Consider the following 13612-nt stretch of genomic DNA (forward strand, 5'->3'; position numbering starts at 1 on the left):
TTTTACCCTAAATCTGAATCCTGTTGTATATTCGTAGTCTGTTGATTTATTCCGACACGTCAGTACACAACCTATGGTTAGAGAATTAGAGCGATCGAGTGCCAACGAGAAACGCAACCTGTCCGATTTCCCCGAAACAGCACCCGCCGCCAATCCCGTATTTTTTAGGACTTACAGCCGCCGTACCGAGACGGGAAGGGAGACTTGGGCCGAAGTGTGCGATCGAACAGTCAAGGGGCTGCAAAAGCTGGGAAACCTCACCCCCGAAGAAACACAACTGCTGCACCGAATGCAAAACCAGCTCAAAACCCTCGCTTCAGGCCGCTGGCTGTGGGTAGGTGGCAGCAAATGGATCGAGCAACCAGAGAATTTTTCCGGCGCATATAATTGCTCCTCAACAAATATTCTCGACTGGCGTTCCTTTGGTTTGTTAATGGATTTGGCAATGATGGGCTGCGGCACCGGCGCAGTCTTGGAACCACAATATATCAACCAACTGCCGCCGATTCGCAACCGTTTAACCCTAACCATGCAAGGCGAAATCGGCTCTACACCCGCCCAGTCGCGCCGTCAAGAAACAGAAGTAAAAATAGCAGAAAAAACCGCAACTATTTATGTCGGAGATTCTCGCCAAGGTTGGGTAAGCTCCTATCAAAGTTTGCTGGAATTATCCACAGATGAAAGATTTGCAGGAGAAGTTCAAGTTTTCATCGATTTGAGCGATGTTCGCCCGGTGGGAGAACCTTTAAAAGGTTTTGGCGGAGTAGCAAATCCGGTGAAATTGCCCGACCTTTATCAGCGCTGCGCGGCAATTTTGAATAAAGCTTTAGGGCGGCAGTTAAATTCAGTTGAATGCTGCGTGTTGATTGATGAAGCGGCGGTCACGATCGTCGCCGGCAACATTAGGCGCAGCGCGGGGATTCGTCAATTTGATTCGAGTGATGAACTGGGCGCAAATGCTAAAAATAATTTGTGGCAGCAAGATGAAAATGGCAACTGGAAAATCGACCCCGATCGAGATGCTTTGAGAATGGCAAATCACTCTCGCGTTTTTCATCATAAACCGACGCGGGAAGAGTGTATTGATGCCGTTCGCCAACAGTATTATTCTGGTGAAGGTGCAATTCAATGGGCTGGTGAAGCTGTAGCTAGAGCTAACGTTGATTTACTTTCAACACCGAGTCTTAAACTTGAGTTTTTGAAAGCTTACGACGAAGGAAAAGCTAAACAGTGGTTCCAGGAACGCTATCCTGACATGACTGCGGAAGAATTAGAACACCGGTCAGTTCGTTTGGGCTTAAACCCGTGTGGTAAGTAATTTTGCCTCACGTTAAAAACCTCGCAAATACGGGGAAAGCTGAAATGCTAATCCCGTGGTAATCAGAAGAACTAAAAAGCTTTTGACACCGTACAGCGTAGAGAGTGAAGCTAGATTACAATGAAAAAAGCAATCTAGAATATAATCTCTCCAAGAGTGTGGGGGCGCGTATGACAAGCACCTTTTATGGCTACTCAGGTTTCTACGGTGAGCATTGTTTAAGGTCAAGTCTTGAGTACATTTACGCGAAATACCTGGACTACATGGAAATTGGCTGGACATACGAAGATAAAACCTATCTACTCTCGAATGAAGTTCGGTACAAACCAGACTTCCTTCTAGAAAATGGTGAGTATGTCGAAATTAAAGGCGTTTTTAATTATCAAAGCGACTTGCCAAAAATTCAGCGATTTGAGTCTGAGTACAATGTAAAAGTTACTATTTTTCAAGAAAAAGATCTAAGACAACTCATTAAGGATACTCCTTTTGTATTTGAGCATTTGAAACAGGAATGGAAATCTCATGCTAAGGTAAGAGGCATGGATAATTTCGGAAAGAGAAACCCTATGTATGGCGTTACTCAATCTGAAACCACCAAAGCCAAAATCAAAGCTAAGGCGAAGGCAAGATTTGCAGATCCTAGTTTCAAGGAAAAGTTTGTCAATAGTGCCAAGCGAAAAGCATACCATGAGTCACGCAAGGGCAAGAAAACAGGTGCATTAGTACCTAGATTTATTCTTACTTGCGAATTTTGTCAGAACAGTTTTGAAGTTATACAACACAAAGTATCGAAGCGTCGTTTTTGCTCCAAAAATTGCTCTGTTCAGGCACAGCATGGAAAAACTTCAACAACTAATTCTGATATTCAAACATTAGCTCATGCTTTTGCCTTGGATAATTATGAGACACTCTTATCTGTAAAGTTGAATAACCTAAAAGAGCTTTTTCAAGCTTTACAGGACTCAATACAAAAAGAAAATAACATTCTGGATATCCGAACAATATGTCAGATTGTTACAGGTAAACCATGTAGCAGAAAGGAACTCCTCTATTATTTGAGGGAATACGCGCAAAAGGTACGCGGAGCTACTGCGAAAAATAAAGCAGTAGAACTAGAGGATAAAAAGCCTTTAGGATAACAAAAATGGAAATTATCGGTTCTAACTTTCACTGTAATTTGGCGGAGGTTCACCTCAATCAAATTGACCCTTACAACTTCAAAGAACAGGAGGAAGCTTTCAAGGCTGCGGCTCTATCTGTGGCGGTACTTCTCAATCACAAATTTCTTGAACCCCGCTATCAATACAGCCGCGAACTCGACCCGATTGTCGGCGTCTCTTTCACGGGATTGTTCGATTTCTTCGTTCACGCTTTTGGCGTTGAGTGGCTGCGCTGGTGGGTGGAAGGTCGCCCGCAAACTCCGCAAGGAATCGCTTTTAAACAGCGGGAAGAAGAGTATTTGAGTGGTTGGCGCGAGATTGTGAATCGGGTAGTATGGGATTATTGCGATCGCCATTCCTTAAAACGCCCAAATCGCTGCACAACGGTTCAACCATCGGGTACTAAATCTCTGCTGACAGGTGCTTCTCCCGGCTGGCATCCGCCGAAAGCCCAGCGTTTCATTCGCCGAATCACTTTCGGCAAAAACGACCCCGTAGCCCTCGCCTGCATCGACTACGGATACAACGTGATTCCGTCTCAATCTGACAAAGATGAAAACGGCAATTTGCTGAACAATCCCTTCGATGAACGCTGTACAGAATGGCTGGTAGAAATACCTGTTGCGGTAAGTTGGGCTGACTTGCCCGGTGCTGATGAAATTGACATTAACAAATTCTCAGCGGCGGCACAAATGGACTTTTATATGCAAGTGCAAAAGTTCTATGTCAGACATAACACTTCTGCCACGATTGAACTGCGCGAAAATGAAGTGGAAAGTTTGGGGACTCGGATTTATGAAGCGATTCGCGATGATGAAGGCTACATTTCCGCAGCGCTTTTAGCTCGGTTTGATGCTCTTGAAACTTTCCCGCGTTTGCCCTTTGAACCGATAAGCAAGGAAACTTACACCAAGATGGTGGAAGAGAGTTTAGCGCGCCGCCAAATAGATGTTTTTCATGCGGCACTGAGTCGCTATGACTTGGGTGAAATGATGGATTCAGGGCCGGCGGGCTGCGATTCCGATAAGTGTTTGATGCCAGAGACTAAGGCTATGTAATAGCCAATAGCCAAATCCCCGACTTCTGAAATTACTTCGATATTTCACGAAAATAACCAGAAGAAGTCGGGGATTTTATTTCTCAACCCTTCACATAATAATCCCGCGTTCCCTTCGCATTCATCGCTTCTCCGAGTCGATTTAACCCGTACACGTAAGCAGCAGTTCTCATGGAAACTGACAATTCCTGAGATTTTTTCCAAATTGCCTCAGTCTCTTCGACCATTTTATGCTTCAACCGCTGGTTGACTTCCTCTAGTGTCCAATAAAGTCCGCTGCGGTTTTGCACCCACTCAAAATAACTAACCGTTACGCCTCCGGCATTGACTAAAATATCAGGAATTACCTGAATTCCCCTCGATTCTAAAATTAAATCAGCAGCAGAATCAATCGGCCCGTTAGCTACTTCAAAAATAAACTTAGCCTTAATATCATTAACATTGGCTTCTGTTATTTGATTCTCCAAAGCTGCTGGAACCAGCACGTCTACATCTAATGCTAAAAGCTGTTCATTTGTCAAGATTTCGTGTTCGATAATATTGCAAACCGAACCTTCGCAGTAAAGAGCTTTGATACCTTTGTTAGAATCTTTAAAACCTCGAATACTGGGGATGTCCAGACCTTGTTTAGCATAAATTCCCCCTTGGGAATCGCTGACAGCAACAACTTTGTAACCGGCTTTCCAGAGCAGTTCTGCTATTTCTGCGCCGGCATTACCAAAACCTTGTACTGCTACTGTTGTATCTTGAGGATTTAGCTCAAATTTGGGTAAAATAGTTTGTACTACAAAAAAAGCACCCATTGCTGTGGCTGTATCTCTGCCCAAACTGCCGCCGATTGTCACTGGTTTACCAGTCACAACCGCTGGAGAAAGCTGCCGCTTAATAATATTGTATTGATCCATCATCCAACCCATAATCATGGGATTGGTGTAGACATCCGGCGCGGGAATATCGACATCGGGGCCGATGAAATCTGCGATCGCATCGACATAGCCCCGGCTCAAACGTTCCAATTCCAGTTTGGACAATTCCTTGGGATTGAGAGTAATTCCGCCCTTGGCTCCTCCAAATGGCAAGTTCAAAACTGCACATTTAAACGTCATCCAAAATGCTAAGGATTGCACTTCATCAAGGGTTACTCCCGGATGATAGCGCACTCCTCCTTTAGACGGGCCTCTGGTATTGTCGTAGCGCACTCGATAACCTTGGAAAATTCGCAGGGAACCGTCGTCCATCCGCACGGGAATCGATACCACTAAACTGGATTTGGGGTGTTTCAGCCTTTCGATCGTATCCTCGGAAAGGGACACATATTTTAAGGCTCGTTCTAATCGGCGGCTGGCATCGGCAAATAATGATTCAGACATAATTGGAAGGAAGAAGGAAAGCACGACACGGATTTTGACACGGATACACGGATACACGGATTAATTATTTAGTGTCCGTCAGATTTTGAAGTCAGAGGGAAGAAGCAAGAATAGCTGACATCTTAATTTTAAGTGTCTCTGCTGATCTACTGGTTTTCCTATACATTTTAATTTAATCACAATCCAGGTTGAATTCTGTCAACTGTCAATGGTTAACTGTTTACAAACTGCCTTGTGTCGATCGACAATATCGCAGTGCCAAGCAGGATTAAGCAGATACACTTACAATAGAGGGTGATATTTAAGCTCAAGCCTCAATTTGAGTTCGATCGCTCAAATCACAGTCAGCCATCAGGGGAATTAAATTCTGAAATATATCGAGGCTTTAGCTGACGTTAGAAACTGAATTATTATTATTATGCTTGGACTCCTAGCCGCACTCTCTGCGTCTGCGGCAGGGGGTATGAGAATTGCCATGCCCCTGCTGTTAATTGGTTTGTTGCGGATTGACAAACTTTGGTCGGAAATACCTCTATTGTCTGGGCTTCACCCCCAGGTGGTGATAGCAATTTTAGTGAGTTGGTCGCTGTTAGAGTTATTTGCTTCTAAAACCTTTGTAGGACAGCGGGTACTGCAAATTGTGCAAATTATTTTCAGCCCTATTGTAGGAGCAATTATGGGAATTGCGATCGCTCAAGTAAGTTCGATCGAGGAAATTATTGCTCACCCTTGGATGCTGTGGATAATTGGTATTGTCGGAGGTTTGTTGGCTTTAGTGCTGCAACTGGTACAAGCAGGATGGTTTTATCGGCTGCGGGGTTTGCCGATTTGGGTGATTTTCCTCCAAGATGTTCTGTGCATTTCCTTGGTTTTGTTTGCCTTTGACGCACCGCGGCAGGGAGGGTTAGTGGCGATGATGCTGCTGTGGCTGGCAATTCGCAGTTCAAAAGAGTGGTATCGATGGTATAAAAGTCAGGGAATACCGGGCGACAGGGGAAATCCCCGCCGCCGCAAGCGCGATCCTGATTAATTAGTGATTAGTTATTGGTGATTAGTTATTGGTGATTAGTCATATCGTTTACGGTTGTTTCGGAATGATTTAACCGCAGAGGGCGCAGAGGGCGCAGAGGAAGAGAAGAGAGAGATGAATAATTCCGATACCAACGGATTTTATATCATTAGTCCTTTTTAACAACAGTGAACAGTCAACAGTCAACTGTCAACTGTCAACTGTCAATTTAAAGCAATCCGATCGAGTGTAGCGGGCCCTGACCCGTAATTAACTCTAGCAATAGTGCCACAAAACCAATCATCGCCACACGACCGTTCCAGACTTCCGCCCCCGTGGTCAAGCCCCACTCCCACTGCTCTTGAGGGTACATTTTCACTTTTTTGGAAGGGCGTATAACATCGGAGAATTTAACGCTGGGAGATTCGATCGACTCGATGACTAAATCAGCCAAGGCTTCAATAAACACCGGATGAGTATTCAGTGCGGGCACTCGGTAGAAATTTTTAATCCCCGATTCTTCTGCTAATTCTCGATACTCCATGTCAATTTCTTGAAGAGTCTCGATGTGTTCGGAAACGAAACTAATCGGAACTACCAACAAATCTTGGACTCCATTTTCTGCCAATTCGGTAATGGCGTCTTCGGTGTAAGGCTTGAGCCATTCCACCGGGCCAACCCGACTTTGATAAGCTAGAGTGTGTTCGTTCGATCGATCCAAATGTTCCATAATCAGACGAGTGCAATCTTCAATCTCGCGCTGATAGGGGTCTCCAGCCTCTTCTACGTAGCTGAGGGGGACGCCGTGGGCGCTGAAAAAGATGTGAACTCGATCGGGATTCGGATTGTGGTCTAGTTGTTGGGCTATCAATTCCGACATTGCCTGAATGTAACCAGGCCGCTGATACCAAGAAGGAATAGCGGTATATTCTATATCCTTGAGGGCCGGATCTTTGCCCCACATTTCTTCTAGCTGCCGGAAGCTAGAACCGCTGGTGCTGATGGAAAATTGAGGATACAGCGGCAAGATTGTCAAATGTTCGATGCGATCGCGCTTAATTTTGGCGAGTGCCTCTTCGGTAAAAGGATGCCAGTAGCGCATCCCCACGTATACTCGAGCATCTTGTCCCTTTTCTTGCAAGAGTTCTTGCAGGGAAGCGGCTTGTTCCTCGGTAATTCGCCGCAAAGGAGAGCCGCCACCGATTTGGCGGTAGTTTTCCTGGGATTTTTGAAAGCGCAGGGTCGAAATCAACCAGGCGAGCGGTTTTTGCATCCACGGAAACGGAATGCGAATGATTTCCGGGTCAGCAAACAAGTTGAACAGGAAAGGACGGACATCCTCGATTTGATCTGGCCCGCCCAAGTTTAATAGCAATACTCCCACACGACCCATAGCGGTTACAGCTCTCCCATCGTCTCAGTTCTGTTACTTATCTTTATGATATAACTTAATAATATCTTAAGTCGATAGCAAGGTATACATAATTTTGACTATAGCAACAATTTTTAGAGATTTAAGTTATCGGTATCAGTGTCTCTAGGATTGCGATCGCACCTCTGGCTGCTTTGAGCGTAGGCGGCAATGCTCGTTTGGGTCACAACGGCCAAGGAAAAATGTACCATCAGCCAATTATTATTTAGAAGCTTTTGCCGACTGTCAGTTTGACAGGAGTACACAGCAGCGTTGCGATGCACGAAATGCAACTGGCGCAATTGCGACAATCTTTCAGGAAGTATACCGCGCGGTCAAGTCCGGTGGTCTATTCATTTGGGTAGATTTTCCTCTGCATACAAATCCGGTATTTAGGTCAGGGTTGGCTGTATTTTTGTGGTTGTTTGAGACTGAAACTGACTTGGGGAGTTTGTTGGCAGAGGTGGGATGGCGATCGTACAATTCCGAAGGAACTCCACAACCAAAACTTTATGCTGACGGCAGCATTCAAGTAATCCAAGTTCAAAAGTCAGTTGACAGTTGTCAGTTGACAGTTGACAGTTGTCATTAGCGCGCGGGGAAGAAACCGGGTTTCTACGAATTTTGGGTTGAGTGACGATAAATATCGGGAGAAACCCGGTTTCTGAGGTCGGCGCGCGCATCTTACTATACTTGTCAACTAATGACTAATGACTAATGACTAATGACTAATGACTAAACAAACTTTTTCGCTTCTGCCAAAGCCGCCTCAAACTTGAGCAATACATCCTTTTCTGTGTGAATAGCTTTCTCTTGTTCCAGCAGCGGGCGGCCAAAGCGAAAAATGCCGTCCTGTTCTACGTGGTCTACATAAGGTAGCGTTTCTGGATGTGGCAAAAATTTTCTGCCGATTGGGTACGGCGTGTGGAAAGAAAAACTAAAATCGGGAAACTTGTCGCTTTTGATTTCGAGATAGTAAAGCGAGTAATAATCTTTGATGTCGGAGTACACGCATTCGCGACACTTATTTACCAATTTGCGGTTCTGATAGAAAAAGTCCCACTTATCCCAATAGTAGCCATCTTTCATCATTTCCTGGTGGTCGTCGCACAGTTCGAGATATAATTTGTCAGAATCCGCCGGACGGTAGAAGTAAAGCATGGCGTAGGGCATTTCAATCAGTAACTTGACTGCTTGATTTTTTCGCTGGTACCATTCCTGCTGGTGAGTTTCGTAGACTTCCTTATATTTATTAATTGCTTTAAAGCTGTTGAGCTGATTTTCTTTGGCCCAGCGCGACGCCCAAACTGTCCAGTAAGCTAGCTGGAAGGTTGCTGAAATTTCTTCCGAACCTTGTTCTTTCCAGTCGGCAATGATTTTTTCCCACTCGGAACTAAAAGCTACTCGTGATTGTTCGTTTTCTTCAGGCTTTTCTGTATTGATTGGGGTGGGTATTTGGTGATTATTTTTAATCAGCCCTTTCGGTTCTTTGCGCCAATTATTAATATCTGTTGGCGTTAGACTTAAGATGAATCTTCTGTCGTGAACGGGATATTCTAAATGGATTCCTGATTTGCGGAAAGAGCGGTATTCTAAAATAGGAAGTTTGTCTTGTTCAATCCACTGCTGGCGTTCTGCTGGCGAACACTTGAGTATTTTTTCTAATTCTACCGGATCGACCGCTAATTCACTTTTGAATGTCTCCCAAAATCTTTCTTGTTCGGCGGGATTTGCTTCCAGGAGGGATACAATTCGGTTGACGAGATGATCTGTTTGGTCTTGGCAATTTTCGGGAAGTCCTAAGAAGTCGAGGAGTTTGGTCTTGAGTATTCGTCTGGCAGAGATTAGCTCGGCTAACATGAGAAGCTCCAGTAGAGTCATGACTTGCGCCCTTGAACTGGCAAGATTTTTGCAAGTCTTATATATCTTAATAGATTCTTCTGGGTTGTCGGCAATTGAAATGTCCGCGCGAGCGAAGCTACCCCATTGCGCCTGCGAGCCCGTTGCGGTAGGGAATCGTCCAACCTCCGCCCCATCACTAAGCCAAAATACTCAAAACAAGGGCAAAAGACCGATTCCCTACGGGATAGCTACGCTTCACGACCTTTTGGCTAAATTGGCTAAAATCGATAATTGCGATCGCGCACCCACAAACTCACAGGCACAGCATGGCCTGTTTTGTCAACCTTTACTTCTACCAAAAATGATTGTCGCTGCTTCCTTTGAGCTTCGCTAATCTCCTGATTGACTTTTTCCCTTTCATCCTCTGGCATATAATAAGTTTCTAAGCCGTATTCCATCTGCCAACCGTTATATTTGCCCTTAATTGCGATTTGGTTGGCGGGCAAATTAACGGGATTTTCCAGACTGACGCGGACTGGTTTCCAAGCTTGGGGGCGGCCGGGATTAGTCGCGGCTTTTGGCGCTTCTAAGATTACATAAAAACTGGTTTGTGGTTTGAGATTGTGCGTATTTTTGGGACAAACAATTCCGGGCGGACAAGGTTTTTTTTCGGTAGGTAAATCTTTCCAGTCGGGGAGTTTTTGGAGATTTGTGAGATCGGAAATATCATATCTCAAAACTTGGTAATATCCGCGCAAAAAGTCGTAAGGGTCTACTGGTGCTGTTTGTAGGACAACTGTTTTGCCAGTAATAAAAGTGTAAACTGCGGTGGCGGGTACGGCGGCAATTAGTCCGATTTGCAGCAGCAAAGGAACCCACATTCGCCACGCAGGAAGGCGTTTTGCTTCCGGGGGAAGCTGAAACAGATTTGTTGTATCTGGATTTTCAACTAATAAGTCAATGTTGTTTGTGTTCATGTTATGTATGGGTTATATTGTTTACGGTTGTTTCGGAATGATTAAACCACAGAGAACGCAGAGGGCGCTGAGTGAGAGAAGAGAGAGATGAATAATTTCTATTCATCGGGGATTTTTGCGAAGTGACGCTCGAACCACAAACCCGCAGCAATTACACCAATTCCGCACAAAACAAATACAAAAGATTTGAGCAACAATCCTGTGTTATATTCAAAGACTCGGCTGATAATTTGTAGGGTGATTAATACCATGCCTCCCCAAAAAGTCTGGCGCTTTCCTAATGCTAAACCTTCTCGGATTAAGCCGACAGCAAGCAGAAATGATAAAACATTAAACAGAAAAGTCGCTAATTGAGGAATGGGAGTAAAATTGAGGTGAATAAGCGGTATTAAGGCGCTGGCGATGATTAAAATGCCGATCGCACTTGTAGTCAAATCCACTGCTTTTTGTCTTGGTCGCCGCAGTTCCAAACGTCCCAAGCGCAGCCACTCAAACACCGTGAAACCGCCCAAAACAGCCACATTTGCCAGCAAAACCCAATCTGGCTGAGTTGAGGCAGGATTCGGCGAATCTTGCCACAACCAGTGGAAAGAAAGAAAATAAAACAAACTGGCGAGAAACAGCAGTGCTAAACTGCGGGCGGTAGGTTGAAACAGCTTGCTGCGTACCTTCGGCCAGATTGCATCGTCGTATCCCCACAGCAAAGCGGGTGGTAGGGCACAAAAAATTGCTGTACCCCAGGTTTGATTTAACCCTTGGACTATAGAAACTTGTAGGGAGAAAATTATCGCGATCGCACCTATGGCAAAAATAGCACGCGATCGACACCAATAAGCCAGCGGCACAAACATTATACTGGCTGCGATCGGCATTTGCCGCACCAAAACTTCCAGCCAAGAAAACTCGACTTTGGAAGACCAATCTAACACGGCAAGCCAATAGCCCAAACCGATTAAAAGTGCGGACAAAACGCCCAAGGAAGTCAACCGCAAACTGTAAGCCATTCCGAGCACGCCGATTCCCCAAGCAACGAAAAGTCCATAGGAAGAACCGCCAATATGGAACATTTGCGCCATCAATGCCATATTTGCTCCTAAAATCAGAGCTCCTAACAGCAACAATCCTTCACCTAAGAGTTTATTTCGCCCTTTTGTTGCGGGCATATTGGGATGGGAGTTTTTGCTTCGGGATGGGGGAATTCGCCACAGATAGAAACCTGCTGCATTGACTGCTACGAAAAGACTTAGCAGGAGTGCGACTCTCACTTCTCGCGACCAAACTTGCCAGTTTGCGGCTACAAAGGTGATGACTCCTATACCGAGGAGAATGCCGCCGAGACTCATCAGAATGCTGAGGAAACGGTTGCGGGAGGCGGTTTCGAGTGTGTTGAATTGGTAGCGTTCCGAAAGTTGTTGGTAGAATGAAGTGTCGATGAGTCCTTCTGCTTCCCAGAGTTTGGCTTCTTCCCGCAACTCGCGCCGAAATTTATCTGAAATCATTGTTTATATTCCAGAGGATTTGAACTGTGATAGTTTTTAATATGTCACTTGTGGGGCGATCGTCGATGGAGGCTGGGACACCTGCTGAACTAGCACAGCAGTTTTGATTGATATCCTTCGGCTGTTGAAACCGTTTCTACACAAACTCCCAGCAGAAAGGAACGAATAAATCAAGGAATGTAATATTATGGTACAAGCTCAATCTAAAAAATTAACTTTTGACGAGTACCTTAATTACTCAAATGATACGGGTCAACGCTATGAGTTAATTGATGGGGAGTTAATAGCTTTGCCCCCAGAATCTGAACCTAATAATTTCATTGCTAACTATCTATTTTTCTATTTTGCTAGCAGCGGGCTAGTGCCACTCAGGCTGATTAAAACGCATAATTGCGAGGTTCAAGTTGCCGTTTTGCGATCGGGAGATGCGGCCAACCGCTACCCCGATTTGATAATTCTGGAACCTGAACACATTCCGCTGACAGCAATCAGGCTAACTATCACTTTCGATATGCTGCCTCCTCGGTTTGTTGTGGAGGTAGTGAGTCCGGGTAGAGTGGGCAGGGATCGGGATTACGATCCTCTTCGAGGGCTTCGCCAACGCAAACGAGCTCAGTACGCAGCGCGGGGCATCGCAGAGTATTGGGTTATCGATCCAATAGAAGAAGTGGTGACTGTTTTGCGGCTTGAGGAGGGGCAATATGTTGAGGTTGGGGTATTTCGGGATGAAGAGGCGATCGTATCTCCGATGTTTCCACAGCTAAGTTTGACGGTTCAACAGATTTTGAGTGGAGAGGTTTAATGGCGGCTCAATAGCTAATTGGTTAGCATTCTTGTAACCACCTACCGATTAGTAAAAATCTCCACTCTCAACCTGATTAAGGCTATGTTTCAATCGCTGATAGGGGTTTAGATTGATTGCAACTTGAATCCGTTCAAGGCTCTATGAGAGAATTTGGGGTATTTCCCCGCCTAGAGCCTGTAACTATTGAAACCACATCAGGAAACCTATATTTTCTGATTTAGAGCCTCAAATACCTATAAATAAAGCGAGTCAGACCCTACCTCTAAATACCGCTGCAATTGTTTAAGGTTGCGGTGGCTGCTGATTTCTTGGATTACCCGAAAGGGGATACCCACATTACTCATCAATATTAGGTATTAGGCTTGTCCGCCTCAAGCTGTGGATGCTAGCACCGATGATATTTGCCTGTTGTAAGGCATTAGAAAAAATTTCTGAGGCCGATTCCAGGTTGATGCTTTTAGAGCCTTCAAGAGCAGGAAACAGGTAAATATCATCGGTTGGTTGATAGGCAGCCAGTATCAGCCTTAGCTCTTCAATTACTGGGATGGTGCGGGTTACAAATTTTTTGTTGGTGGGGATAAGAACCTCTGGCAGAACGGAACCATCAAGAGCGTAATAGTCTCTCACCCGCAAGGTACAAGCTTCCTTAATTCGTGTCGGCGTGTAGAGACAAATGCCGAATAGGGCGCGATCGCGCGGTGTCTGCAAGCCTTCGGAAAATAGTAACTTGATTTCCTCTTGGCTCAATGCTCTAGGGTCATCTATCCTTTTAACAAGTGCTAGTAAACCTAATATCAAATCTAAGCTTGACTTAGAGTAGTTTTCTAGCAATTTACCAGTGCTATCGAATACATTGGACAACTGCCCGTAAAGAAATTTCGGGAGAAGTGTATTGGGATACAGAGAGACAACTTCTCTGAGTCCGTATGACGGAACAAACTGTTTTGTATTGAGTCCAGCAACTACATCGTTGTAATAACAGATGAAAGCATAGGAAACTGTTATTAGTTCATCCAATCCTCTTTTTTCAATGGATTTTATGATATTCTGAACTCTTTCCACATCATGTCGGTTTAATAAACCAGCGTCGTAAGCAGTAGATACAGAAACCAAGAGAGAGTCTAGGCCTGTCATCCTTTATCCTCCAATATGGGAAGTAGTCGT

Annotated in this window: 12 protein-coding genes; 6 read left to right on the top strand and 6 right to left on the bottom strand. The window is 44.9% G+C overall.

The genetic code is table 11. The annotated features are described in order from the left end of the window. Nucleotides 1-73: 73 nt before the first annotated feature. The 3 genes from nrdJ (QUB39_RS13265) to nrdJ (QUB39_RS13275) all read left to right on the top strand — a co-directional run bounded on the left by nrdJ (QUB39_RS13265) (nucleotide 74) and on the right by nrdJ (QUB39_RS13275) (nucleotide 3536). A complete protein-coding gene (nrdJ, locus tag QUB39_RS13265) occupies nucleotides 74-1318 on the top strand; it encodes a ribonucleoside-triphosphate reductase, adenosylcobalamin-dependent (RefSeq protein WP_333208162.1) in 1245 nt (414 codons plus the stop codon). Between the two features lie 104 nt (nucleotides 1319-1422). Continuing rightward, complete coding sequence (locus QUB39_RS13270; protein WP_333053676.1) at nucleotides 1423-2457, top strand: NUMOD3 domain-containing DNA-binding protein; 1035 nt, start codon at nucleotides 1423-1425, stop codon at nucleotides 2455-2457. Nucleotides 2458-2462: 5 nt separating this feature from the next. Beyond that, entirely contained in the window at nucleotides 2463-3536 is a 1074-nt protein-coding gene (nrdJ, locus tag QUB39_RS13275) for a ribonucleoside-triphosphate reductase, adenosylcobalamin-dependent (protein WP_333208161.1), read from the top strand. Between the two features lie 82 nt (nucleotides 3537-3618). Here nrdJ (QUB39_RS13275) and QUB39_RS13280 read toward each other — a convergent pair whose 3' ends face one another. After that, nucleotides 3619-4905, bottom strand: coding sequence for a Glu/Leu/Phe/Val dehydrogenase (locus tag QUB39_RS13280; protein ID WP_333208160.1), 1287 nt, complete (start codon nucleotides 4903-4905; stop codon nucleotides 3619-3621). A gap of 418 nt (nucleotides 4906-5323) precedes the next feature. On the opposite strand from QUB39_RS13280, the gene QUB39_RS13285 reads away from it, so the two are divergent. Beyond that, nucleotides 5324-5935 carry a DUF4126 domain-containing protein gene (locus QUB39_RS13285; protein WP_333053673.1) on the top strand — a complete coding sequence of 204 codons (612 nt, stop codon included), beginning with the start codon at nucleotides 5324-5326 and terminating at the stop codon, nucleotides 5933-5935. Between the two features lie 208 nt (nucleotides 5936-6143). On the opposite strand, the gene hemH is transcribed toward QUB39_RS13285, so the two are convergent. Then, on the bottom strand, nucleotides 6144-7307 hold the full coding sequence (gene hemH / locus QUB39_RS13290; RefSeq protein WP_333053672.1) for a ferrochelatase: 1164 nt from the start codon (nucleotides 7305-7307) through the stop codon (nucleotides 6144-6146). Nucleotides 7308-7728: 421 nt separating this feature from the next. Here hemH and QUB39_RS13295 point away from each other — a divergent pair, with 421 nt between their 5' ends. Beyond that, nucleotides 7729-7917, top strand: a complete 189-nt coding sequence (locus tag QUB39_RS13295) for a hypothetical protein (RefSeq protein WP_333053671.1) — start codon at nucleotides 7729-7731, stop codon at nucleotides 7915-7917. 143 nt (nucleotides 7918-8060) lie between these two features. Here QUB39_RS13295 and QUB39_RS13300 read toward each other — a convergent pair whose 3' ends face one another. The 3 genes from QUB39_RS13300 to QUB39_RS13310 form a co-directional block, all read right to left on the bottom strand. Next, nucleotides 8061-9185: a hypothetical protein gene (locus QUB39_RS13300; protein WP_333208159.1), complete on the bottom strand. Its 1125-nt coding sequence runs from the start codon at nucleotides 9183-9185 to the stop codon at nucleotides 8061-8063. Between the two features lie 260 nt (nucleotides 9186-9445). Further along, complete coding sequence (locus QUB39_RS13305) at nucleotides 9446-10144, bottom strand: GDYXXLXY domain-containing protein (RefSeq protein ID WP_333208158.1); 699 nt, start codon at nucleotides 10142-10144, stop codon at nucleotides 9446-9448. Nucleotides 10145-10242: 98 nt separating this feature from the next. Further along, on the bottom strand, nucleotides 10243-11643 hold the full coding sequence (locus QUB39_RS13310) for a DUF2157 domain-containing protein (protein ID WP_333208157.1): 1401 nt from the start codon (nucleotides 11641-11643) through the stop codon (nucleotides 10243-10245). A gap of 187 nt (nucleotides 11644-11830) precedes the next feature. On the opposite strand from QUB39_RS13310, the gene QUB39_RS13315 reads away from it, so the two are divergent. Continuing rightward, entirely contained in the window at nucleotides 11831-12445 is a 615-nt protein-coding gene (locus tag QUB39_RS13315; protein ID WP_333208156.1) for a Uma2 family endonuclease, read from the top strand. Between the two features lie 339 nt (nucleotides 12446-12784). Here QUB39_RS13315 and QUB39_RS13320 read toward each other — a convergent pair whose 3' ends face one another. Further along, the gene (locus QUB39_RS13320) at nucleotides 12785-13582 is read right to left on the bottom strand and encodes a tyrosine-type recombinase/integrase (RefSeq protein WP_333208155.1); all 798 of its coding nucleotides are present in this window, start codon (nucleotides 13580-13582) and stop codon (nucleotides 12785-12787) included. Nucleotides 13583-13612: the final 30 nt, after the last annotated feature.

The sequence above is a fragment of the Microcoleus sp. AT8-B5 genome (assembly GCF_036705565.1).
In the GTDB taxonomy this organism is placed as follows: Bacteria; Cyanobacteriota; Cyanobacteriia; order Cyanobacteriales; family Microcoleaceae; genus Microcoleus.

Excerpts from the sequence above, each read along its gene's own strand:
- QUB39_RS13320 (WP_333208155.1), bottom strand. The coding sequence starts at position 13,582 with ATGACAGGCCTAGACTCTCTCTTGGTTTCTGTATCTACTGCTTACGAC.
- nrdJ (WP_333208162.1), top strand. The coding sequence starts at position 74 with ATGGTTAGAGAATTAGAGCGATCGAGTGCCAACGAGAAACGCAACCTG.
- QUB39_RS13285 (WP_333053673.1), top strand. The coding sequence starts at position 5,324 with ATGCTTGGACTCCTAGCCGCACTCTCTGCGTCTGCGGCAGGGGGTATG.
- nrdJ (WP_333208161.1), top strand. The coding sequence starts at position 2,463 with ATGGAAATTATCGGTTCTAACTTTCACTGTAATTTGGCGGAGGTTCAC.
- QUB39_RS13310 (WP_333208157.1), bottom strand. The coding sequence starts at position 11,643 with ATGATTTCAGATAAATTTCGGCGCGAGTTGCGGGAAGAAGCCAAACTC.
- QUB39_RS13280 (WP_333208160.1), bottom strand. The coding sequence starts at position 4,905 with ATGTCTGAATCATTATTTGCCGATGCCAGCCGCCGATTAGAACGAGCC.
- hemH (WP_333053672.1), bottom strand. The coding sequence starts at position 7,307 with ATGGGTCGTGTGGGAGTATTGCTATTAAACTTGGGCGGGCCAGATCAA.
- QUB39_RS13305 (WP_333208158.1), bottom strand. The coding sequence starts at position 10,144 with ATGAACACAAACAACATTGACTTATTAGTTGAAAATCCAGATACAACA.
- QUB39_RS13300 (WP_333208159.1), bottom strand. The coding sequence starts at position 9,185 with ATGTTAGCCGAGCTAATCTCTGCCAGACGAATACTCAAGACCAAACTC.
- QUB39_RS13315 (WP_333208156.1), top strand. The coding sequence starts at position 11,831 with ATGGTACAAGCTCAATCTAAAAAATTAACTTTTGACGAGTACCTTAAT.